Here is a 21,506-nt window from a genome sequence, read left to right on the forward strand (position 1 = left end):
CCTTCCCTCAGGCCAGCGTCGCCCGCAGGGCCTCCAGCCCGGTGTAGCGGGGCCGCCAGCCCAGCTGCTGCTTGGCCTTGGCGGTGTCCATGATCACGGGGCGGCTGGCCGCCTCCACCCACTCGGCGACCGGCGGCAGGAACGGCAGCCTGGCCACCGCGCGGGCGGCGAACTGGGCCGGCGCGGCGGGCACCGGGATCGGCAGCGCGCCGAACTCGCGGGCGACGTCCGCGGCGGTCAACACGCCGTCCCCGGCGATGTTGTAGGCGCCGGGCGGACCCGCCGCGACGACACACAACTGCAGCGCCCGGCCGACGTCCTCCTCGTGGACGACCTGCAGCCGCAGCTCCGGGGTGACCACGGGGACGGTCACCGGCAGCCGCCGCGGGCGGCCGAACAGCCGGCGACCCAGCGGCGCGAGCGGGCCGGGCAGCACGTCCTTGGCGCCGACGGCGTTCGGGCCGAGCACGATCGGCGGCCGGAGCAGGTACAGCGCCAGGCCGGGCGCCGTGGCCGACTCGGCGCCGAGCAGCTGCTCGAGCTCGGCCTTCTCCTGCGCGTAGAAGAGCCGCGCGGCGGGGCGCACCGGCCAGTCCTCGTGGATCGGCTCGGGGTTGTCGGGGTGCCAGCCGTAGGCGGCCACCGACGACGCGTAGACGAACCGGCGCGCGCCGGCGGCCGCGGCGGCGCGGAAGACGTTGAGCGTGCCGTCGACGTTGATCGCCCGGGTCGTCTCCCGGGAGGCGTTGCCGGTGATCAGGAACGCCAGGTGGACGACGACGTCGGCGCCGGCGAACGCCTCCTCCAGGGCCGCGGGGTCGCGGACGTCGCCGCGCCGGTACTCCATCTTCGTCCAGCCCCGCTCGGCCGGGTCGAACGGCCGCCGCGCGATGCCGACGATGCGCGTGACGCGGTCGTCGGCCTGCAGGAGCGGGACGAGGCCGTTGCCGAAGGTGCCCGTCGGGCCGGTGACGGCGACGGTGAGGTCGGTCTCGGGGGCTGCCACGCCGACCGGCTACCCGGCCGGCGCGGTGGCCAACCGGTCAGGTCGCGGCGCCGGCGGGGGTGGCCGCCGAGGCGGCCTCGAGCAGCTCGCTCACGCCCGTGCAGATGCCGCGGGAGAGGACGTCGACGTCGGGGAAGGCGTCGAAGTCTGCGTTGATCCCGAAGGTCATCGAGCTCAGGTAGGAGAAGATCCCGATGGAGACCCGGGTGCCGCCGGCGATCGGCACGTAGGCGTGCGCCGAGGACATCCGTCGGCCGAGCACGTAGAGCGGCACCCGGGGGCCGGGCACGTTGGTCGTGACCGCCTGGCACCACATCTGCCCCGCGGCCAGCGCGGCCCGCACGCCGAGCGCGAGCATCGTCGGCGCCATGAAGTCGCCCATCGCGATGATCGAGCGGGCGTCGACGGTCTGCATGCGCCTCTTGTGCTCGTCCATCTGCCGGCGGACCGAGGTCAGCCGCGCCACCGGGTCGGGCTCGCTGACGGGCAGGTCGACGAAGACCGCGGAGATCTGGTTGTCCAGCTGCCCGTGCTGGTCGGGCCGCCGGACCGACACGGGCACCATCGAGCGGACCACCAGTCCATCCCTCAGGGACCCGCGCCGCTCGAGCAGGTCGCGGAAGCCGCGGGTGATGGCGGCGAGGACGACGTCGTTGACGGTGCCCCCGAACGCCGTCCGGACCCGTCGCAGGTCCTCGAACTCCGCGTCGGCCCACGCCCACCGCCGGTGCGGGCCGATCGGCCCGTTGAGGGAGCGGGCGGTCGGGGTGGCCAGCTGGCGGGCCGTCTTCGGCATGGTCGCGAACAGCGAACGGCCGGCCTTCACGGCGGTGCGGCCGGCGCCACGGACCCCGCCCGCGCCGGGGAGCCGGGTGAGCTCGCGCAGCGGGTGGGTGACGGCGTCCTGGACCGCGCCGGCGACCACCTCGAGGGACGACGGGCTGCGCTGCGGCGTCCAGTCCTGCGGCTCGCTGTGGGTGGCGTCGGGCGTGAGGTCGAACATCAGCTGCATGAGCTCGCTGCCGGCGACGCCGTCGACCATGCAGTGGTGCACCTTGGAGATCAGCGCCCAGCGGCCGTCCTCCAGGCCCTCGACCAGCCACAGCTCCCACAGCGGCTTGGCCAGGTCCAGGCGCTGGCCGAGGACGCGGCCGGCCAGGTTGCGCAGCTGCTCCTCACCGCCCGGGCTCGGGACGGCGGTGTGCCGGACGTGGTACAGGATCTGGAAGTGCGGGTCGTCGACCCACAGCGGCCGGCCCAGGTCCATCGGTACCCGCCGGACCCGCTGCCGGTAGCGGGGCACCTTCGGGAGCTTGCCGAGCAGCAGCCGCACGAGGTCGCCGTAGGAGGGTGCGGGCCCCTCGAACACCGCCACGGAGCCCACGTGCAGCGGCGTGTTCTCGCTCTCCGCGTAGTAGAACCCGGCATCGGTCGGACTCATGCGATCCACGGTCGGCTCCCTCCAGCCCGCCGGCCGACGGCGGGCCATCGTCGCAGCTCCTCGGGGGCTCGCGGAACGCCGTCGCCCCCTCTGGGTGGCACCTACCCGACCACGTGGCGGGGGTTGGCGTCCACCGGGGGCTCAGGCCGCCCGGGCGGCGTCCTCGACCCGGTCGAGCAGCCGCAGGAACGCCGCGTCGACGATCGCGGTGCGGGTCAGGTTGACGCTGTGCCCGGCGCCCTCGACCACGACCAGCTCGGCCGACGCGCCGATCTCCTCGGCCAGCCGCCGTCCGTGGGGGAGCGGGGTCAGCCGGTCGTGCGTGCCGGCGACGACGGTGACCGGCACGCGGCTGAGCACCGGCAGGGCGGCGTGCTCGTCGTGGTCGATCAGGGTCGCGTAGAAGGCCATCGTCACCGGCAGCGGCGTCTCCTCCAGCAGGTCCTGCACCACTCGGACCTGCTCCGGGTCGGCGTCGTCCCGGCCGAACAGGTAGCGGCGGGTGTACCAGCGCCCGATCCGCGTCCCGCGGCGGCGGGAGCGCTCCAGCAGCGGCGCCCACAGCTGCAGCAGCCAGAGGTAGAGCGGCAGGAGGTGCAGCGCGCGCAGCAGCCGCACCCCGAGCCCGACGACGCCGTCGCTCACCAGCCCACCGGCGGAGGTGGCCAGCAGGAAGGCCCCGACGACGCGGGTGCCGAACAGCTCGGGGCGCTGCCGGGCCAGGGCCATGACGCTCATCCCGCCCATCGAGTGGCCGGCCAGCACCACCGGCCCGCGGGGGACGACGGCGTCGAGCACCTGGCCCAGGTCGCGGCCGGTGCGGTCGATCGTCGCGCGGGTCAGCGGCGTCCAGCCGGAGCGGCCGTGCCCGCGCTGGTCCCAGAGGACCAGGCGGGCGCGGTCCCGCAGCGCCCGGCGCTGCAGGTCCCACTCGCCGAGCCGGGCGGTGAACCCGTGACTGAGGACGACGGTGAGCGGGGCTGCGTCGCTCCCGTCCCCGCCACCCCCAGCCGCAACGCCGTCGACCTCGACGTGCAGGTCGACGCCGTCGTCGGTGTGGACGGTCAGCTCGCGGGCGGTCACCCGGCCATCCTTACCCGCTGCGCCGGTGGTCCGCCCGGCGCGGCGCCGGGACCGCCCCGTGGGGAGCGGCCCCGGCGCTCGGCCCGTCGGCGCGGTCAGCCCAGACGGACCTCGAGGTCGACGGTGTCGGTGCCGGCCCGGAAGGTGCCGATCACCTCACCCGCGGCCCCGGCGTAGTCGCCGGTGCCGCCGGTGACCGCCCAGGTGTAGCCGGCCGGTCCGGTGGTCGGGTCCTCGTCGAAGGCGCCCTGTGTGGTGAGCGACCCCTCCGGGAGGATCAGCGTGGCCGTGCAGGCTCCTGCCAGGCGGGTCTCGGAGATCGTCGTGAGGGTGCAGCTGCCGGCGCTCGTGCCCACCGTCCGGCCGTCGCGCTGCAGGTCGTCGAGGAAGACCTGGGTGTCGCCGGCGCTCGGCCCGGGCGTGCCGAGGTCGAGGTCGGTGTTGCGGTCGGGGACGGCGACGGTGGTCAGCCGGAGCGGCTGGTCGGCGGCCGCGGCGGGCAGGACGACCAGCGCCGAGGCGGCACCGGCGACCAGCACGGTGGCCGCGAGCCCGGTGCGGCGGGTAGGGGTGGACGGGCTCATCGGGACCGCGCGGCTGCGGTCGCCCGGGCCCGGGAGGCCGGCCTGGGGCGGGCGTAGCCCGCCCGGCCTACTCGTCGGCGACGGCGGTGCCCGGACGGCGGCCTGGGGCGGCGTCGCGGACCAGCCGACGGGCGGCGTCCACCTCCCGGGCGACCGGCGCGAGCACGCCGTCCGCGTGGATCTCGGCGTCGTCCGGCGGCCGGTGCGCGCGGATGTCCTCCTCCAGCTCGCGGATCGCGCGGCGCAGGACGGCGACCTGCGCGAGGTCGGGTGCCGGCTCGCCGTGCCGGGTGGCGATCACGGCCTCGGTGACGGCGTCCGACGTCCGTTCCAGCTGCACGATGACCGGCCAGAACGCGGCGGCGCGGGTGCTCACCGGCGGCGGCTCGGCCAGCCGGCGCTGCAGCTGGGTGTGCAGCTCGGTCAGCGCGCGGTAGCTGCGGCGGCGGGCGCGGCGCCGCTCGGCGGGGCTCCCGGTGAACGCCGCCTCGACGAACTCGTCGAGCGCGTGGGCGGCGTCGCGCAGCGCCTCGTCGAGCGGCGCCCGCCAGGTCTGCGGCCACAGCAGGTAGCCGAAGACCAGCACGATCGCGCAGCCGATGAGGGTGTCGAGCAGCCGCGCGGCGACCAGCCCCGGGCCGCCGGGCAGGGCGATGTCCAGCAGCAGGATGATCACCGGCGTCTGGAAGACCGAGAACAGCCCGAAGTTGGCCGCCCGCCCCCAGGGCATGAGCGCCGCGGCCGCCGCCATCGCCACCAGCACCCACGCGTCGCGGGGCAGCACCGCCAGCAGCAGCGAGCCGATGAGCACGCCGAGCAGCGTGCCCCCGGCGCGCTGCACCGCGCGGGTGAAGACCGACCCGAAGTCGGGCTTGAGCACGATCGCGACGGTGAGCAGCACCCAGTAGGGGCGCTCGATGGGCAGGTACTGGCGGGCGATCTCGGCGATCGTCATGCACAGCGCCAGGCGGACGGCGAAGGCGCGGGTGTCGGGGCTGACCACCGTGCGGTCGGCCAGCTCGCGCAGCCGGAGGCGCCAGTCCGGTCGCAGCGGCGGCACGGCGGCCCCGGCACGCTCCTCGGGGTCGCCGACGACGTTCCACGCCAGCCGCAGCCCGTGGCGCACCGCCCGCCGGGTGGGCTCGCCCTCCGCCAGGGACGACGGCCGCTCCCCGGGCAGCTCCTGCCGGCCGGCCACCGCGGCCGCGAGCGCGTGCACGGCGCCCACGTCCTGCGGGTCGGCGGGCACCCCGGCGCGGGCGGTGGCCACCGTGCCTTCGACCAGCGGCGCGGCCGCGTTGAGGACGCCGGCCAGCTCCGCCAGGTCGCGGCTGCGCCCGGCGGTGCGGCTGCGGGAGCGGATGACGCGGTCGTAGGCGTCGTTGAGGGCGGTGGTGAGCTCCCGGCGGGCCTCCTCGGCCCGGGGTGTCCCGGCCGCGGCAAGCAGCTCTCCGATGCGGGTGAAGACGGTCGCGACCGCCGTCCGGTCGGGGTCGCTGGGCTCGGTGGCGTACTGGACCAGCGTGGTGAGCGTCGCCCACGCCGCCCCGGCGACGAACCAGCCGACCTCGGCGGCGGTGGAGAGCGGGGTGACCAGCCCGGAGGCGAGGGCGGTGTAGACCAGCAGCTGGAGGGCGCCGAGGGACAGCGCGGCGTTCACCGCGCTGACGAAGGCGGCCAGCGTGGCCGCGAGCGCGACGACGACCACCGGCAGCCACCCGCCGCCGGAGGCGAACTGTCCGACCAGCAGCCCGATGCCGCCGAAGACCGCGGCCGCAGCGGTGCGGCGCAGCCGGTCGCGCAGCGGGCCGCCCTGCGGGGCGAGGCTGCCGGCGAGCGCGCCGGTCGTGGCGAAGACGCCCGCGCCGAGCACCGGGCCGGGCGCGATGCCGCCCTCCACCGCGACCGCGACGGCCAGGGGCGCGGGCACGGTCACGGCGAAGCGGACGACGTCCCGCCACGGCACCGGCGGGGGTGTCGTGCGCACCAGCTCCTCGAGCCAGGCCGGTGCACGCAACCCCCGCTCCGCCACGGGTCCCGAGCTTTCCACGCCCTGGGACCGGGTCCCCGGAGCGCCCGGCGTATCAGGCGGGGTGGGGCCCGCATCCGTCCCCCGAGCAGCCGCCGTCCGGGCGGCGGAACCGGGAGGTACCGATGACGCAGCGCAGTCCGGGCCGGGACGGCACCGCCGCCGTCGTCGTCGGGGCGAGCATGGCGGGGCTGCTGACGGCCCGCGTCCTGGCCGAGCACGTCGACCGGGTCGTGGTGCTCGACCGCGACACCCTGCCCGAGGACGCCGTCCCGCGCGGCGGCGTCCCGCAGTCCGCCCACGCGCACGGGCTGCTGGCGCGGGGGCTGCGGGGGCTGGAGGAGCTCCTGCCGGGGCTGACCGCGGACCTCGTCGCGCAGGGCGCCCTCCGGGCCGACATGCAGGGGGACGTCCGCTGGGTCAACGAGGGCCTGCCGATGGCCCGGCGCAGGTCGGGGCTGGACGGCCTGCTGCTCAGCCGGCCGCTGCTCGAGCGGGAGGTGCGGCGCCGTGTCCTGGCCGACCCGCGCGTCAGCGTGTGCGAGCGGGTCGTCGCCCGGTCGCTCACCCACGACGGGGCGGGCCGGGTGACCGGTGTCCTCGGGGTGACCCGCGACGACCCGGCCGGCCCCCACCGCCGGTGGGACGCCGACCTCGTGGTCGACGCGTCCGGTCGGCAGTCGCCGGCACCGTGGTGGCTGTCCACGCTGGGCTTCGAGCCGCCGGAGGAGGAGCGGGTCGAGGTGGACGTCGCCTACGCGACGCGGCACTACCGCCGCGAGCCCGGCCACGTCGACGGCGACCTGGGGCTGGCCATGGCCGGCACGCCGGACAACCCGCGGGGCGGCGTCCTGCTCGCCCAGGAGGGCGACCGCTGGATCTGCGGCCTCAGCGGGATCCTGGGCGACCGGCCGCCGCTGGACCCCGAGGGCTTCGAGGCCTACGCCGCGACCCTGCCCTCGCCGGTGCTGCACGAGGTCATCCGCGCCGCCGTGCCCCTCGACGAGCCGCGGCGCTTCCGGTTCCCGGCCTCGGTGCGCCGGCGGTACGAGCGGCTGGCGCGGTCGCCGCGGGGGCTGCTGGTCACCGGCGACGCCGTCTGCAGCTTCGACCCCGTCTACGGGCAGGGGATGACCGTGGCCTGCCTGGAGGCGCTCGTGCTGCGCGACGTCCTCCGCCAGGGGCTGGAGCGGCCCACGCTGGCCCAGGACTTCTGGCGGGCCTGCGCGCCGGTGGTCGACGCCCCGTGGCAGATCGCCGCCGGCGGCGACCGGCGCTTCCACGGCGTCCCCGGGCCGGTGGACCGGCGCACGCGGCTGCTCAACGGCTACGTCGCGCGGGTCCAGCGCGCGGCCGCCGTGGACCCCGCCGTGGGGACGGCGTTCCTGCGGGTGGCCAACCTCGAGGTGCCACCGTCCCACCTGGTGTCGCCGTCGCTGCTGGCCCGGGTGGTGCGGTCGTCGCGCCGTCCCCCGGTGGACGCCCGCCGTCCCGAGCCCGTCGCCGCCTGAGCGCAGCCCGCGCGATGCCCCCGCGCGGCTCGCCTCCGGGATGCTCGGTGCGTGAGCGGGTCCGTCGTCCGGGTCGCCTCGGCCGCGGACCTGCTGGAGGTCCCCGCGGTCGAGGCGGCCGCCGACGAGCTGTTCCGGGCGCGGGGCGTGCTGGACCTGCCGCCCGCGGCGTCGGCCCGGGAACGTGCCCGCGCCTGGCGGGTGCTGGTCGTCGGGCGGCCGGTGGCGGGCTTCGCCGTCCTGGAGCGGGTGGACGGCCACGTGCACCTGGAGCAGCTGTCGGTGCACCCGTCGGCGATGCGGCGGGGGACCGGTGCGGTCCTGCTCGCGGCGACGGTGGAGCACGCCCGCGCGGCCGGCGCCCGACGGGTCACCCTGCTGACCTACGCCGACGTGCCGTGGAACGCGCCCTGGTACGCCCGGCACGGGTGGCGGGAGACCGACGACCTCGGGCCGCAGCTGCGCGCGCTCGCCGAGCACGAGGTGGAACTCGGCCTGGCGCGGCACGGCCGCCGGGTCGCCATGGCCCGGCCGGTGTAGCCCGTCCCCTGCCGCGCGAACCGGACGATCTCGTGGCCATCAGCCGCTGATCGCCACGACATCGACGGTCTCGCGCCGCTGCCCGAGGGCTGGCCTAGTCTCCCGCCGGTGACCGTGACACTGGGGCAGGTCGTCGCCGCGCTGGAGGCGCGCTACGACCCGGCGCTGGCCGAGGACTGGGACGCCGTCGGGCTGGTGTGCGGCGATCCGGACGAGCCGGTGGAGCGGGTGCTGTTCGCCGTCGACCCGGTGGCCGCCGTCGTCGACGAGGTCGTCGGCACCGGCGCCCAGCTGCTCGTCACCCACCACCCGCTGTTCCTGACCCCCGTCCACGGCGTCCCGGCCGACGACCCCAAGGGCCGCCTGGTGCACCGGCTGGTCCGATCCGGCGCGGGCCTGTTCGTCGCGCACACGAACGCCGACCGCGCGCCCGGCTCCGGCGTCAACGACGCCCTCGCCGCCGCCCTCGGCCTCACCGGCACCGGCCCGCTCCTGCCGGACGCCGGCGACCCCCGCGTCGGCCTCGGCCGCGTCGGCCGGCTCCCCGGGCCGGGGACCCTCGCGGAGTTCGCCGACCGGGTGGCCGACGCGCTCCCCGGGACCGTCGGCGGCGTCCGCGTGGCGGGCGACCCCGGACGCCGCGTCGAGACCGTCGCCGTGTGCGGCGGCAGCGGCGGCTCGCTGCTGCCCGCCGCCGCGGCGGCCGGCGCCGACGTCCTGCTCACCAGCGACCTGCGGCACCACCCCGTGTCGGAGTCCCAGGAGGTGCCGGGCCCCGCGCTGTGTGACGTGGCCCACTTCGCCTCCGAGTGGCCCTGGCTGCCGATCGCGGCCGACGTCCTCGCCCGGGACCTGTCCGGCCGGGTCGAGGTCGCCGTCTCGACGCGGCGCACCGACCCGTGGACGGCGCACGCCGGAGCCGGCCGCTGACCCGGCTGTGCGCGAGGCCGGTTCGCGGGAGCTGCCCGACCCGCTGGAGCCGACGTCACCGGGAGCGCTCGGCCCGCAGGTGGTGGTGGTGGAAGGACCCCCGTGCCCCCACCGTGGAAGGACCCCGTCCTCCTCATCCCTCGCGAGCTCGGCGAAAGGACCACCTCCTCCCCACCACTGGCAAGCTCGCGGCGGGGCCCTGGAGGCGGCCGGGACGGGGCCGGCGGCGGGGCCCTGCACGGGGGCCGGGGACCGGGGCGGTGCCCCGGTAGGTTGGACGGGTGAAGGCCGACCACTTCGACCAGCAGAAGCTGCTGGCCCTCGCCGCCGAGGACGTCGCCCTGGGCCAGCTGGCCCACCGCCGGCGCACCCTGCCCGAGAACGCCGCGCTCGAGACCGCGGCCGCGTCGGAGCGGGAGCTGGCCGACGCCGTGGTGCGCGCCGAGACCGAGGTGCGCGACCTGCAGCGGGAGGTCAAGCGGCTCGAGGGCGACGTCGAGACGGTGCGCGCACGGGTCGCCCGCGACCAGGGCCTGCTCGACTCCGGCAGCGTCTCGGCCAAGCAGATGACCGACCTGCAGCACGAGATGCAGTCGCTGGCGCGGCGCAAGTCGGACCTCGAGGACCAGGAGCTCGAGCTCATGGAGCAGCTCGAGACCGCCGAGGCGGCGCTCCGCGAGGCGCAGCAGGGGCAGGAGGCCGCCCGGGCCGAGCTCGAGCGCGCCCAGCAGCTCCGCGGCGACGCCCTGGCCGACATCGCCGACGGGACGGCGCAGCACGAGGCCGCCCGCACCGAGGCCGCCGGCCGCATCCCCGCCGACCTGCTGGCGCTCTACGAGCGGATCCGCACCCAGACCGGCGGCACCGGCGCGGCGGTGCTCAAGGCCCGGCAGTGCCAGGGCTGCCGCATCGAGCTGTTCGGGAAGGAGTTGGCCGCCGTCCGCAACGCCGACCCCCACGAGGTGGTCCGGTGCGACAACTGCGGTCGGGTCCTGGTGCGCACGGCGGAGTCGGGCCTGTGAGCCCCCGGTTCCTCGGCCGCGAGATCTGCACAGTCGCGGTCATCAGCGCCGCGAAGGCTGCCACTGTGCAGATCTGGCGCGGGGCACTGTGACCCGCCGGTTCATCGTCGAGGCCGACGGCGGGTCGCGGGGCAACCCCGGCCCGGCCGGCTACGGCGCCCTGGTGCGCGACGCCGGCACCGGCGAGGTGCTCGCCGAGCGGGCCGAGTCGGTCGGCCGGGCCACCAACAACGTCGCCGAGTACGGCGGCCTGGTCGCCGGGCTGCAGGCCGCGCTCGACCTGGACCCGACCGCCGACGTCGAGGTGCGGATGGACTCCAAGCTCGTCGTCGAGCAGATGTCGGGTCGCTGGAAGGTCAAGCACCCCGACATGCAGAAGCTCGCGCTGCAGGCCCGGCAGATCGCCCGGCAGCTGGGCGGCGTCCGCTACACCTGGGTGCCGCGGGCGCAGAACGGCGCCGCGGACGCGCTGGCCAACAGCGCGATGGACGGCCGGCCGGTGCACCGCGACCTCGCCGCCGAGCCCACCACCGCCGGCGACGACGTCCAGCCGGTGGCGCCGCGCGCCCCGGCCGTCACCACGGTCACGCACCTGCTGCGGCACGGGCGGACCGAGCACACGCCGGAGCGTCGGTACAGCGGCCGCAACGACCTGCCGCTGTCGGCGATCGGCCGGGCGGAGGCCGAGGCGGCGGCCAAGCGGGCCGCGGAGCTGAGCATCGACGTCGTCGTGGCCTCGCCGCTGCGCCGCACCCGCGAGACCGCCGAGGTGGTCGGCACGGCGCTCGGGCTGCCCGTGCAGTACGACGACGACCTGGTCGAGCTGGACTTCGGGGACTTCGAGGGCCTCACCGCCGAGGAGGCGAGGCAGCGGCACCCGCTGGCCGCCCGCCGGTTCGCCGACGACGTCACGGTCGCGGCGCCGGGCGGGGAGTCGGTCGCCGACGTCAGCGACCGGGTCGCCCGCGCCCGGGCCCGCATCCTGCGCGGGCACGCGGGGAAGACGGTGCTCGTCGTCTCCCACGTCACGCCGATCAAGCTGCTGCTGGCCGCCGGTCTCGACGTGCCCGACGACGTCGTCCACCGGGTGTTCCTCGAGGCGGCGTCGTTCTGCACGATCGCGTGGAGTTCCGACGGCCGCACCTCGGTCCGGCTGGTCAACGACACCGCCCACCTGCGCTGAGGTCCCCGGCGCGAGTGGTCAACCGATGAGTTGACGACCGCGCGCCGGTCTCCCCTGCAGGCGGCTCCGCCCGGGGCCGGGAGCCGGGAGGGACGTCATGGGTGCGGTGGTGCTGTTCGCGGCGGTGTCGCTGGACGGGTACGTCGGCAGGGACGACGACATGCCGGGGCCGCTGTTCGACTGGTACGGCAACGGCGACGTCGAGGTGACGTTCAGCGACCCGAACCGGGTCTTCACCGTGACGCCGCAGACGGCCGAGTTCTTGCGGACGACGGCGTCGCGGACGGCCGTCATGGTCTGCGGCCGCCGGCTGTTCGACATCACCGACGGCTGGGAGGGCGTGCCGCCCAACGGGGAGCACGTCGTCGTCGTCACCCACCGGACCGCCGACGACTGGCCGCACGCCGGCACGGCGCCCTTCACCTTCGTGCCCGACGTCCCGACCGGGATCGAGCAGGCGCAGGCGCTCGCCGGCGACCGGGACGTCACGGTGACCGCCGGCGACGTCGGCGGGCAGGCGCTCCGGGCCGGCCTGGTGGACCGGGTGGTGCTCAGCCTCGTGCCGGTCGTGCTGGGGTCGGGCAGGCCGTTCTTCGGCGGCGGCGGGCCGCCGGAGATCCAGTTCGAGGACCCGGTCGTCGTCCAGGGGAAGCGGGTGACCCACCTGGTGTACGACGTGCGGCGCTGAGCGGGAAGCGGGCCGGGGAGCCCGGTGTTGTACCGGACACCCCGCCGTCGCAGCCTCCGACGTGGCGGGGAGCATGAGAGCCCCTTCCCCCTGACGAGGAGCCCCGTGACCGCCACCATCGCGCCCGCCACCCCCGCCGTCGCCGGCGACGAGCGCACTCTCTCGCCCGCCGAGTACGAAATGTGGGCGGCCGAGGTCCGCCGGCTGGCCGAGGAGCGCGGCGCGGTGATCCTGGCGCACAACTACCAGGTCCCCGAGATCCAGGACGTCGCCCACTTCACCGGCGACTCGCTGTACCTGTCGCGGGTCGCGGCGCAGACCGACGCCCGGGAGATCGTCTTCTGCGGCGTCCACTTCATGGCCGAGACCGCGAAGATCCTCTCACCGGACAAGACCGTGCTGCTGCCCGACCACGACGCCGGCTGCTCGCTGGCCGACTCGATCACCGCCGAGCAGCTGCGCGAGTGGAAGGCCGAGCACCCCGGCGCCGTCGTCGTCAGCTACGTCAACACCACCGCGGCGGTGAAGGCCGAGACCGACATCTGCTGCACCTCGTCCAACGCCGCCGACGTCGTCCGGTCGATCCCGGCGGACCGGGAGATCCTCTTCTGCCCCGACCAGTTCCTCGGCGCGCACGTCAAGCGGGTGACCGGGCGCGACGACATCCACGTGTGGGCGGGGGAGTGCCACGTGCACGCCGGCATCAGCCCGTCCGACGTCCGCGCGCAGGTGGCCGCCCACCCGGACGCCGAGATCCTGGTGCACCCCGAGTGCGGGTGCACCACCTCGGTGCTCGACCTGGTCAGCCACGGCGACCTGCCGGCCGACCGCACCCGGGTGCTGTCCACCGGCGGCATGGTCGAGCAGGCGGCCACCACGACGGCCGGCCAGGTGCTGGTCGCCACCGAGGTCGGCATCCTGCACCAGCTGCGGGCGCTCAACTCCGGGACGCAGTTCATCCCGATGAACGACCGCGCCGCCTGCCGCTACATGAAGATGATCACGCCGGCCAAGCTGCTGCAGACGCTGCGCACCGGGAAGGGCGCGGTCGACGTCGACCCCGTGACCGCCGCTCGCGCCCGGCGGGCCGTGGAGGCGATGATCGCTATCGGCGAGCCCGGCCGCGGCGGAGAGTAGAAGGACCACCCTTCCCCCCACGCTTCGCAGGCTCAGCGCGGGGCCCTGAAGGGTGGCCGTTCCAGCACGTCACCAGGCCAGGGGTCGTTCAGCGCAGGACGTCGTCGGCGATGTCGGTGACGATCGCCCGGAACGTGCTGGTATCGACCTCGTCGTCCACGGTGACGCGGACGATGTCGGAGACCTGCTGCTCGGAGGTGGGCCGCACGGCCGCGGCCCGCGCCGCGGCGATCAGGTGCAGCTGCTGGACCCGGGCCGCGTCGCTCGCGTTCCGGACCGGGGAGAGTCGGTTCTCGCGCATGTCCCGACGCTAGGGAGGGCCGCGGCATGCGCGGGGACGCGACGGGCGTGTCCGGACCCGGGTGGACCCCTCCGTCACACGTGTAACGCGGCCCACACCCGCGACCCCGGTGCGGTCAGATGCGGGTGAACAGGTAGATCGACACGACGACCCCGAAGGCGACGATGAGGACCCGCAGCGGCGTGGCCGGGATGCGGGTGGCGATGCGGGCGCCCAGGAAGCCGCCGAGCAGGCTGGCCGGGGCGGCGACCGCCACGACCTGCCAGTCGACCGGCCCGAACAGGCCGAAGACCACGACGGTGACCGTCGCGGTGACCGCCGAGAGCGCCGACTTCAGCGCGTTGGCCAGCTTCAGCCGGTGCAGGCCCACGCCGAGGACGCCGACCAGGATGACCCCGAGCGCCCCGCCGAAGTAGCCGCCGTAGACCGTGGCCAGGAACAGCGCTCCGTACAGCCATCCCGGGTCCCGCCGCGGGCCGCCGTCCTCGGCCTGCCTGAGCCGCCGGGTGAGCAGCGGCTGCACCGCCAGCAGCAGGCTGGCCAGCAGGACCAGCACGGGGACGACGACATCGAAGGCCGCGGTGGGCGTCGTGAGCAGCAGGACGCTGCCGGCGACCCCGCCGACGAGCGCGACCAGGCCGAAGCGGAGCAGCCGGCCGCGCTGGCCGGCGTACTCCGACCGGAAGCCCAGGACACCGCCGAGGTAGCCGGGCCACTGGGCGATCGAGTTGGTGACGTTCGCGGCGACGGTCCCCAGGCCGAGCGCGACGAGCGTGGGGAAGAGGATCAGCGACCCGCCCCCGGCGACGGAGTTGACGGCGCCGGCGAGGAGGGCGACGCCCGCCGCGATGGCCAGGTCGAGGGCGGACACGAGCCGCGAGCCTACGGTGACCGGCGTGGCACTGACGCGGACGGGGACGGCACTGGCGCTGGCGCTCGGCGGGTCGGGGGTGCTGCACCTGGTCCGGCCGCGGACCTACGAGTGGCTGGTCCCGCCCGAACTGGGCGACGCCCGCGCATGGGTGCACGCCAGCGGGGTGGCCGAGATCGGCACCGCCGCGTTGATGGCGGTGCCGGCGACCCGGCGGGCCGGCGGCTGGGCCGCGGCGGCGCTGCTGGTCGGCTTCGTGCCCGCGCACCTGCACACCTTCCGGGTGGTGCCGCGGCGCGCGCTGCCGATGACGGTCGCCGCCGTCCGGCTGCCGCTGCAGGTGCCGCTGATCAGGCTGGCGCTCCGCGTCGCCCGGGGTCGGTGAGGCCCGCACTCCACCGCCCCCGGACGACGGCTCAGCTGTCCAGCGCGGACGTCGGCTCGGTCGCCGCCCGGGGCGCCGGCGCCGGCGCGGCGGCCGCCGTCCGCTCGGGGGCGGTCCCGGCGACGGCCGTACCCGGCACCTGGCCGGGAGGCGGCGTCGGCAGCACGAGCAGCGCCAGGCCGAGTCCGGCCAGACCGGACCAGACGATGGTGCCCGCCCAGATCTCCGGCGGGTACCAGACCCCCGCCTGGACGGCTAGTGCCGCGAACCAGGCCGCGGTCAGCGCCATCGGCGCAAGCAGGGCGACCACGCGCACGGCCGCCCGCCGCTCCGGCGCCGGGCGCAGCCGGCGGACCAGGACGTCGACGACCAGCCCGGCCACGAGTGCGGCCACCACCAGCAGCGGCCGCGCGAAGCCCTCGAGCGCGCTGGACAGGAGCGCGGGGACGGTGACGAGCACCGTCGCGGTGCCCGCCGGAGGCCGCCAGCGGCGCAGCACCAGCAGCAGCGGGCCGACGAACAGCACCGTCGCGGTCAGCGCAGCGGCCACGCCGTCGGTGACGAGGTAGTAGCGCAGCGACTCCTGGTAGTCGGCCGGGGCGCCGGCGACGTACGCCGCGATGTCCCGGGTGGGCGCCCAGGTGGTGTACGGCGACCAGTACATGAAGAAGAAGCCCACCAGCGAGACGACGAGCGTGATCGAGGCCAGCGCCGGGAGGAAGGCGCGCAGCCCCGGCGCCCCGGCGTCCGGCGTGCTCCACGCGTCGCGGAACGGCGAGGCGACGATCAGCGCGATCCCCGCGAACAGCAGCAGGTGCGTGGGGCTGAAGAGCGCGTCGATGTCGCGCTCGACGCCGAACACCAGGTGCCAGGTCATGTCACCGGCGCCCCCGACGGCGAACAGGGCGGTCCCGACCACGGCCAGCCCGTAGCCCTGGGGCACCGCGGCGACGCCGGGCCGTCCCTGCCGGAGACCCCGCCAGACCAGCCACGCCAGCCAGCCGGCGCAGGCGGTGAACCCCGAGTAGAAGAGCGCGTGCCACGGCGTGAAGAAGCTCTCGAGGGAGGTGTCGAGGTTGTTGTGGGCCCACCCGTCCACGAAGAGGCCGACCATCAACCAGGTCGCCACGGCGACGGTGACCAGGTGCTGGGCGTAGGACGCCCGGTACGGATCGCCCGACGCGGTCCGGCGCGTCAGCCGCAAGGCGGTCGGTCCGTCCATGGCACGTCTCCCGTCGTGGCGGAGCCTCGGTCGGTGCGCTGGAACCATCGCATCGTCGGGCCCTCCGGGGCGAGCCACTTCCGCTGTGTCGTGGCGACGTCGTGCCGACACCGGCCGTGGTCCGGTGGTGGGCCGCCGTCCTGGGGCGGGCACCGGGCGCTAGCCGAACCGGCGCCGGTGCAGCTCGTGCACCTCCTCGTCGAGCCCGGCGACCGGGCCCTCGACCGGCACGCCGGGAGCGACCTCGGGAACGGGGAGCGGCGCCACCGGCGAGGGCGGGGCGCCGAGCCCGGCCCGCCAGACCCGGAGCTGGGCCGAGGAGCTGGCGTAGGCGATGCGGCCGAGGCCGACCCAGGCGTGCGCGGCGGCGCACATGGGGCAGTGCTCGCCGGAGGTGTAGACGGTCGCCGCGGCCCGCTCGTCGGGGGTCAGGTGCGTGGCGGCCCAGCGGGCGATGGCGAACTCGGGGTGCTGCGTGGCGTCACCGCCGGCCACGTGGTTGCTGTCCTCGAACCGGACCCGCCCGTCGCCGTCCACCAGCACCGACCCGAAGGGCTCGTCGCCGGCGTCGAGGGCTGCGCGGGCGAGCGCGATGCAGCGCCGCAGGTGGGTCCGGTCGGTCTCGTCGATCACGCCGTCCATCCTGGCCGGACGTCGTCCCTCGGGAGCAGACTGCGCGCCATGCCACCTCTGCCGATGCCCGACGACTGGCGGCGCGCGCTGGTCGTGGCCGCGCACCCCGACGACATCGAGTACGGCCTCGCCGCGGCGGTCGCCGCGTGGACGGCGGCCGGCAAGGAGGTGCACTACCTGCTGGCCACCCGCGGCGAGGCCGGGATGGCGGGGATGCCGCCGGCCGAGTCCGGACCGTTGCGCGAGGACGAGGAGCGGCGCTCGGCCGCCGTCGTCGGCGTCACCGAGGTGGAGTTCCTCGACCACCGGGACGGCGTGCTGGTGGCCGGGCCGGAGCTGCGGCGCGACCTCGCGGGGGCGATCCGGCGGCACCGGCCCGAGCTCGTCGTCACCGGCTACTTCGGCCCGACGTGGACGCCGCCGGGCGTCTCGCCGGCGTACGTGAACTCGGCCGACCACCGTGCGCTGGGTCAGAGCACACTGGACGCGGTCGCCGACGCGGGGAACGAGTGGATCTTCCCAGACCTGACCGAGGAGCCCTGGCGCGGTGTGCAGTACATCGCGGTGGCAGAGCTGACGGACACGCCGCACGAGGTCGACGTGACCGATCAGGTGGAGAGGGCCGTCGCCTCCCTGTGCGAGCACCGCCGGTACTTGGAGCTGATCTCGGACGAACCCGTCGACGTGCAGGCACGTCAGATCGTCGACATGTCGACGCTGACCGAGGACGGTCGCCGGCGGGTCGGCTTCTCCCTCTACTGGGGCTGACACCCGCGAGGCGGGGTCTGGACACGACCGGCCTCCAGCGCCCACAGTGACGGCCGCCACACTCTCCGCGGCGGTCAGGGGAGCCGCCCGGTGGGCTGACAACGGGGGCGTCATGCGCAGACGCGGCACGGCCGGAGTGCTTCCTGACGGCCACGCCGCTGGGCTGCCAGGCCGCCTTGGATGCCGCGCTGACCGGCGTGGCGGAGCGGCTGACCACCATCCTCGGCGCGCTGGTCGATGCCGCCGTGCGGGACACCGAGGTGGTGGTGACCACCTACTACAACCCGATCGGCTCCTGCGTCCTCGGCCAGCGGAACCCGGCGGCCCCGAGGATCGCCGACGTCGGTCTCGAGGGCGGCAGCATCCCCGGCGTCCTGACCCTGACGGCGGGTCTCAACGACGTCATCCGCGAGGTCGCCGCCGGCACGGGCGCCCAGGTGGCGGAGCTGTACGGGGAGCTCGGTCCGGGCCAGTACATCGGTGGCGAGGACTGCCTGCACCCGAACGCGGCCGGCCACGTGCGGATCGCGGAACTCCTGTACGCCACCCTGGCCCACTGATGCGCGAGCCTCGGGGATCCGGCCGACTAGACTGCTCACCACGACGGACGAGTCGGCCGGGCGGTCGCGTCGGCGGGGGAGACCCCGTCGCCGAGGAACGTCCGGGCTCCACAGGGCAGGGTGGTCGCTAACGGCGACCCGGGGTGACCCGCGGGACAGTGCCACAGAGAACAGACCGCCAGCGGCTCGCCGCTGGTGAGGGTGAAACGGTGGTGTAAGAGACCACCAGCGCACCGGGTGACCGGTGCGGCTCGGTAAACCCCACCCGGAGCAAGGTCGAGAGGGACGACGGTCGCACCGCCGTCCTGCGCAGGCGTTCGAGGGCTGCCCGCCCGATGCCTGCGGGTGGACCGCTGGAGCCTGCCGGCAACGGCAGGCGTAGATGGATGGCCGCCCATCGGGATGCCGTGAGGCACCCGTGGACAGAACCCGGCGTACAGGCCGACTCGTCCGTCGCCCGGCTCTGAGCTGCAGGAATGCAGTCAGAGGTGGGCGTCGGTCCGCGCAGGGCCCGCGATTCGGCCGAGCACGGCGTCCACCCGGCCCGCTCCACGGCCGGTCGCCGGACCGCCGCCCTTCCGGCAGGCGCATCCCCGACCGACCGAGCCGGACGCAGACCCGCGGGACCGATGAGATCGTCCGCGTCGGCCGGTCCGAGCTGCCGGACCGAGTCGTGGATCAGGAGGACGCATGCGGAAGATCGTCGTGCACATGATGCTGTCGCTGGACGGCTACTTCGAGGGGCCGGACCACGACCTGAGCTGGCACCGCGTCGACGAGGAGCTGCACGCGCACTTCAACGAGCAGCTCGCGACCCAGAGCGCCTTCCTCGAGGGCCGGGTCAGCTACGAGCTCATGGAAACGTTCTGGCCGACCGCCGACCAGAACCCGGACCACCCGCCGACCATGCGCGAGTTCGCCGGCATCTGGCGGGCGGTGCCGAAGATCGTGTTCTCCCGCACGCTGCAGCAGGTCGGCCCCAACGCCTCGCTGCGGACAGAGGTGGACGCCGACGAGATCCGCGCACTGAAGCAGCAGCCCGGCGGGGACATGACGCTCGGCGGGGTCGACCTGGTCGAGACCTTCCGCCGAATGGACCTGGTCGACGAGTACCGGCTCTACGTCAACCCGGTCGTCATCGGCCGCGGTCGACGGCTGTTCGAGACCGCCGACGACCCGACCGACCTGGAGCTGGTGGAGAACCGGCGGTTCGGCAACGGTGTCGTCCTGCTGCGCTACGCCGTCCGACGGGCCCAGGTGTCGACGTCGAGCGGTTGAGCACGACCGCTCCGATGCGCCCACAGGTCACCCCAGGGACACCCGGGGTGTGCCGGGTTCGCGGCGCCGGAGGCCGCGCTCGAGTCGACACAGCGTCCACACCTCGGCCGGATACAGCCGTCTGCGACCAACTGGCCACAGAGCCCGGGAGCCGCCGTCCGATCCGCCACTGCACTCCCGCTCAGCACCGGCCTCAGTTCAGTCGCGGGAACGGCGACGGAACGCCGAGACGGCGAGCGGCGCGAAGATCGCCGTGAGCACGACCGACCAGCCGATCGAGACCAGGATCGGGTGCTGCAACGGCCACGCGGCATCCGCGCCAGCGGCCGGCCCGTTCCCCCACAGCTCGCGGCACGCCTGGGTGATGGCCGAGACCGGGTTCCACTCGGAGACGGCCCGCAGCCAGGCCGGCATGCTCTCGGTCGGCACGAACGTGTTGGCCACGAAGGTCAGTGGGAACATGACGGTGAACATGAAGCCCTGCACGGCCTCGACGGTCCGCATCAGCGAGCCGACCCAGATGCCGAGCCAGATGAGCGCGAAGCCGAACAGCAGCAGGAGCAGGAAGGCGAGCACTCCGCTCACGACCCCGTTGCGGACCCGCCAGCCGATCAGCAGACCGGTCACCGCCATGACGGCGACGCCGATGCTGGAGTGGATCAGGCTCGAGATGCTCCGCCCGACCAGCACCGCCGGCCGGGGGACCGGCAGGGACTTGAACCGGTCGACGAACCCCTTCTGCAGGTCGTTGGTCAGCCCCATGGCCACGATGGCGGAGGAGAAGACCATGGTCTGCACCATGATCCCGGGGAGCAGGAACTCCTTGTAGTCGGCGCCCGGCGCCGCGATCGCCCCGCCGAAGACGTAGGCGAACAGCAGCACGAACATCACCGACTGCACCGTGACGTCGAGCAGCATCTCGGGCATCCGCCGGATGTGCAGCAGGTTGCGCCAGACGATGGTCGACGACGCCCGCAGCAGGGACGGCGGGGAGATGGGCGGCCGCGTGGCCGGTGCCCGGGTGGCCTGGACGGTGGTCATGGCGTGACTCCCTCGTTCGTCAGGTCTGCGGCATCCTCGGCCTCGGCCCGGTGCCCGGTGAGGTGCAGGAAGACGTCGTCCAGGCTCGGCCGGGTCAGGCCCAGGTCGTCGAGTTCGATGCCGCTGGTCTCGAACACCGCGGCGATGCGCGTCATGTCGCCGAGCCCGCCGGCCTGCGCGGTCAGCCGCCGGCTGCCTGGCTCGACGTGCACCTCCTGGCAGCAGGACTCCATGAGCTGCGCCGCCCGGTCGAGATCAGCGGCGTGGGTCAGGGTGACGACGACGCTGGCTCGGCCCGCCTGGTCCTTGAGCTGTGTCGGCGTGCCGGCGGCGATGACCCTGCCCTTGTCCACCACCACGATCTCGTCGGCCAGGTGGTCGGCCTCCTCCAGGTACTGCGTCGTCAGGACGAGGGTGGTGCCCTCGCTCACGAGCTCCCGGAGGACCGCCCACAGCCCCGACCGGCTCTGCGGGTCCAGGCCCGTCGTGGGCTCGTCCAGGAAGAGGATCGGCGGTGCCGCCAGCAGGCTCACCGCCAGGTCGAGGCGGCGACGCATCCCGCCGGAGTACGTCTTCGCCATCCGGTCGGCCGCGTCGAGGAGGTCGAAGCGGGCGAAGAGCCGCTCGGTCGCCTCCCGGACGTACTTCTTGGGCAGGCCGTAGAGACTGCCGATCAGCTTGAGGTTCTCCCGTCCGGTGAGGATCTCGTCGACGGTCGCCGCCTGACCGGTGAGGCCCAAGCTGCGGCGGACCTCGGTCGGCTGCCTCAGGATGTCGAAACCGGCCACCCGACCCGTCCCGCTCGTGGGGACGCTCAACGTGGTCAGCATCCGCACCAAGGTGGTCTTGCCCGCCCCGTTGGGCCCGAGCAGGCCGAGGACCGAGCCCTCCGGAACGACGAAGCTCACCCCGTCGACGGCTCGGGTCTCGCCGAAGTGCTTGACCAGGTCGATCGCCTCGACCGCAGGTGCGGCGTTCATGCCGCGATCCTGTTCCTCGGTACCGACAGTTCGACGACGGTGGTCGTCCGCGGAGTCATGCGGCCAGCATGCGACCTCAACTGAGCTTGAGGGCAAGTGGATTACGAGGTCCTCCGGCGTCAGAGCCCGCACTCGTCGGCGAGGTAGTCGTCGACGTTCCGGCCGGCCGTGGTCAGGTCGCCCTCGGCCTGGTCGAGCGCCTCCAGCGAGTCGAGGTCGGTGAGGGAGTCGACGCCGGCGAAGGCGTCGGCCATCCGGTCCAGGCCGGCCGCCATCGCCTCCCAGTCGGACCTGATGGCGTCCGGTGCGTCGA

23 protein-coding genes and 1 other RNA gene are annotated in these 21,506 nt (G+C 75.0%); 12 read left to right on the forward strand and 12 right to left on the reverse strand.

The genetic code is table 11. The annotated features are described in order from the left end of the window. Window positions 1-7 precede the first annotated feature (7 nt). From BLW63_RS23515 to BLW63_RS23535, 5 genes are all read right to left on the reverse strand, one after another. Window positions 8-1,006 (reverse strand): NAD-dependent epimerase/dehydratase family protein, encoded by a 999-nt coding sequence (locus BLW63_RS23515; protein WP_091161726.1) that lies wholly within the window; start codon window positions 1,004-1,006, stop codon window positions 8-10. Between the two features lie 37 nt (window positions 1,007-1,043). Continuing rightward, window positions 1,044-2,447, reverse strand: a complete 1,404-nt coding sequence (locus BLW63_RS23520) for a WS/DGAT/MGAT family O-acyltransferase (protein ID WP_244522762.1) — start codon at window positions 2,445-2,447, stop codon at window positions 1,044-1,046. Between the two features lie 141 nt (window positions 2,448-2,588). Next, window positions 2,589-3,530, reverse strand: coding sequence for an alpha/beta fold hydrolase (locus tag BLW63_RS23525; RefSeq protein ID WP_091161728.1), 942 nt, complete (start codon window positions 3,528-3,530; stop codon window positions 2,589-2,591). A 95-nt stretch (window positions 3,531-3,625) separates the two neighbouring features. Continuing rightward, window positions 3,626-4,114 (reverse strand): allene oxide cyclase barrel-like domain-containing protein, encoded by a 489-nt coding sequence (locus BLW63_RS23530; protein WP_091161731.1) that lies wholly within the window; start codon window positions 4,112-4,114, stop codon window positions 3,626-3,628. A gap of 67 nt (window positions 4,115-4,181) precedes the next feature. Next, window positions 4,182-6,101 (reverse strand): FUSC family protein, encoded by a 1,920-nt coding sequence (locus BLW63_RS23535; RefSeq protein WP_244522763.1) that lies wholly within the window; start codon window positions 6,099-6,101, stop codon window positions 4,182-4,184. Between the two features lie 167 nt (window positions 6,102-6,268). Between BLW63_RS23535 and BLW63_RS23540 the strand changes: the two genes are divergently transcribed. From BLW63_RS23540 to nadA, 7 genes are all read left to right on the forward strand, one after another. Beyond that, entirely contained in the window at window positions 6,269-7,654 is a 1,386-nt protein-coding gene (locus BLW63_RS23540; protein ID WP_091161738.1) for an NAD(P)/FAD-dependent oxidoreductase, read from the forward strand. A gap of 51 nt (window positions 7,655-7,705) precedes the next feature. After that, entirely contained in the window at window positions 7,706-8,194 is a 489-nt protein-coding gene (locus BLW63_RS23545; RefSeq protein ID WP_091161740.1) for a GNAT family N-acetyltransferase, read from the forward strand. 108 nt (window positions 8,195-8,302) lie between these two features. Then, on the forward strand, window positions 8,303-9,124 hold the full coding sequence (locus BLW63_RS23550) for a Nif3-like dinuclear metal center hexameric protein (RefSeq protein ID WP_091161743.1): 822 nt from the start codon (window positions 8,303-8,305) through the stop codon (window positions 9,122-9,124). 281 nt (window positions 9,125-9,405) lie between these two features. Next, window positions 9,406-10,146, forward strand: coding sequence for a zinc ribbon domain-containing protein (locus BLW63_RS23555; protein ID WP_091161745.1), 741 nt, complete (start codon window positions 9,406-9,408; stop codon window positions 10,144-10,146). An 88-nt stretch (window positions 10,147-10,234) separates the two neighbouring features. Continuing rightward, window positions 10,235-11,329: a bifunctional RNase H/acid phosphatase gene (locus BLW63_RS23560; protein WP_091161746.1), complete on the forward strand. Its 1,095-nt coding sequence runs from the start codon at window positions 10,235-10,237 to the stop codon at window positions 11,327-11,329. Between the two features lie 97 nt (window positions 11,330-11,426). Further along, a complete protein-coding gene (locus BLW63_RS23565; RefSeq protein WP_091161749.1) occupies window positions 11,427-12,017 on the forward strand; it encodes a dihydrofolate reductase family protein in 591 nt (196 codons plus the stop codon). Window positions 12,018-12,122: 105 nt separating this feature from the next. After that, window positions 12,123-13,154 (forward strand): quinolinate synthase NadA, encoded by a 1,032-nt coding sequence (gene nadA, locus BLW63_RS23570; protein ID WP_244522764.1) that lies wholly within the window; start codon window positions 12,123-12,125, stop codon window positions 13,152-13,154. 88 nt (window positions 13,155-13,242) lie between these two features. Here the strand turns inward: nadA and BLW63_RS23575 are convergent, their stop codons facing one another. Further along, entirely contained in the window at window positions 13,243-13,455 is a 213-nt protein-coding gene (locus BLW63_RS23575; protein WP_091161752.1) for a hypothetical protein, read from the reverse strand. A 115-nt stretch (window positions 13,456-13,570) separates the two neighbouring features. After that, window positions 13,571-14,326, reverse strand: a complete 756-nt coding sequence (locus BLW63_RS23580) for a sulfite exporter TauE/SafE family protein (protein ID WP_091161755.1) — start codon at window positions 14,324-14,326, stop codon at window positions 13,571-13,573. A gap of 25 nt (window positions 14,327-14,351) precedes the next feature. Here BLW63_RS23580 and BLW63_RS23585 point away from each other — a divergent pair, with 25 nt between their 5' ends. Continuing rightward, window positions 14,352-14,711: a DoxX family protein gene (locus BLW63_RS23585; protein ID WP_091161787.1), complete on the forward strand. Its 360-nt coding sequence runs from the start codon at window positions 14,352-14,354 to the stop codon at window positions 14,709-14,711. A gap of 31 nt (window positions 14,712-14,742) precedes the next feature. Here BLW63_RS23585 and BLW63_RS23590 read toward each other — a convergent pair whose 3' ends face one another. Together BLW63_RS23590 and BLW63_RS23595 are read right to left on the reverse strand one after the other, a co-directional pair. Further along, window positions 14,743-15,933 (reverse strand): hypothetical protein, encoded by a 1,191-nt coding sequence (locus tag BLW63_RS23590; protein WP_091161757.1) that lies wholly within the window; start codon window positions 15,931-15,933, stop codon window positions 14,743-14,745. A gap of 159 nt (window positions 15,934-16,092) precedes the next feature. Next, entirely contained in the window at window positions 16,093-16,566 is a 474-nt protein-coding gene (locus tag BLW63_RS23595) for a nucleoside deaminase (RefSeq protein WP_091161790.1), read from the reverse strand. Window positions 16,567-16,614: 48 nt separating this feature from the next. Between BLW63_RS23595 and BLW63_RS23600 the strand changes: the two genes are divergently transcribed. The 4 genes from BLW63_RS23600 (at window position 16,615) to BLW63_RS23615 (ending at window position 19,172) form a co-directional block, all read left to right on the forward strand. Beyond that, window positions 16,615-17,334 (forward strand): PIG-L deacetylase family protein, encoded by a 720-nt coding sequence (locus tag BLW63_RS23600; protein WP_091161759.1) that lies wholly within the window; start codon window positions 16,615-16,617, stop codon window positions 17,332-17,334. 197 nt (window positions 17,335-17,531) lie between these two features. Further along, window positions 17,532-17,894: an SGNH/GDSL hydrolase family protein gene (locus BLW63_RS23605; protein WP_091161762.1), complete on the forward strand. Its 363-nt coding sequence runs from the start codon at window positions 17,532-17,534 to the stop codon at window positions 17,892-17,894. 48 nt (window positions 17,895-17,942) lie between these two features. Beyond that, an RNA gene (gene rnpB / locus BLW63_RS23610) (RNase P RNA component class A) lies at window positions 17,943-18,347 on the forward strand. Between the two features lie 237 nt (window positions 18,348-18,584). Further along, window positions 18,585-19,172, forward strand: a complete 588-nt coding sequence (locus BLW63_RS23615) for a dihydrofolate reductase family protein (RefSeq protein ID WP_091161765.1) — start codon at window positions 18,585-18,587, stop codon at window positions 19,170-19,172. Window positions 19,173-19,370: 198 nt separating this feature from the next. Here the strand turns inward: BLW63_RS23615 and BLW63_RS23620 are convergent, their stop codons facing one another. From BLW63_RS23620 to BLW63_RS27135, 3 genes are all read right to left on the reverse strand, one after another. After that, a complete protein-coding gene (locus tag BLW63_RS23620; RefSeq protein WP_091161768.1) occupies window positions 19,371-20,213 on the reverse strand; it encodes an ABC transporter permease in 843 nt (280 codons plus the stop codon). Next, entirely contained in the window at window positions 20,210-21,193 is a 984-nt protein-coding gene (locus tag BLW63_RS23625) for an ATP-binding cassette domain-containing protein (RefSeq protein WP_091161770.1), read from the reverse strand. Before BLW63_RS23625 ends, BLW63_RS23620 begins: the two co-directional genes overlap by 4 nt. 119 nt (window positions 21,194-21,312) lie before the next feature. Further along, window positions 21,313-21,506, reverse strand: a 194-nt coding sequence (locus BLW63_RS27135) for a hypothetical protein (protein ID WP_211517265.1), incomplete at its 5' end; no start/stop codon positions are given.

It is taken from the genome of Geodermatophilus africanus (assembly GCF_900107105.1).
In the GTDB taxonomy this organism is placed as follows: domain Bacteria; phylum Actinomycetota; class Actinomycetes; order Mycobacteriales; family Geodermatophilaceae; genus Geodermatophilus; species Geodermatophilus africanus.

Coding starts and splice junctions, on each gene's coding strand:
- BLW63_RS23520 (WP_244522762.1), bottom strand. CDS start 2,447: ATGAGTCCGACCGATGCCGGGTTCTACTACGCGGAGAGCGAGAACACG.
- BLW63_RS23530 (WP_091161731.1), bottom strand. CDS start 4,114: ATGAGCCCGTCCACCCCTACCCGCCGCACCGGGCTCGCGGCCACCGTG.
- BLW63_RS23540 (WP_091161738.1), top strand. CDS start 6,269: ATGACGCAGCGCAGTCCGGGCCGGGACGGCACCGCCGCCGTCGTCGTC.
- BLW63_RS23565 (WP_091161749.1), top strand. CDS start 11,427: ATGGGTGCGGTGGTGCTGTTCGCGGCGGTGTCGCTGGACGGGTACGTC.
- BLW63_RS23575 (WP_091161752.1), bottom strand. CDS start 13,455: ATGCGCGAGAACCGACTCTCCCCGGTCCGGAACGCGAGCGACGCGGCC.
- BLW63_RS23590 (WP_091161757.1), bottom strand. CDS start 15,933: ATGGACGGACCGACCGCCTTGCGGCTGACGCGCCGGACCGCGTCGGGC.
- BLW63_RS23600 (WP_091161759.1), top strand. CDS start 16,615: ATGCCACCTCTGCCGATGCCCGACGACTGGCGGCGCGCGCTGGTCGTG.
- BLW63_RS23615 (WP_091161765.1), top strand. CDS start 18,585: ATGCGGAAGATCGTCGTGCACATGATGCTGTCGCTGGACGGCTACTTC.
- BLW63_RS23620 (WP_091161768.1), bottom strand. CDS start 20,213: ATGACCACCGTCCAGGCCACCCGGGCACCGGCCACGCGGCCGCCCATC.
- BLW63_RS23625 (WP_091161770.1), bottom strand. CDS start 21,193: ATGAACGCCGCACCTGCGGTCGAGGCGATCGACCTGGTCAAGCACTTC.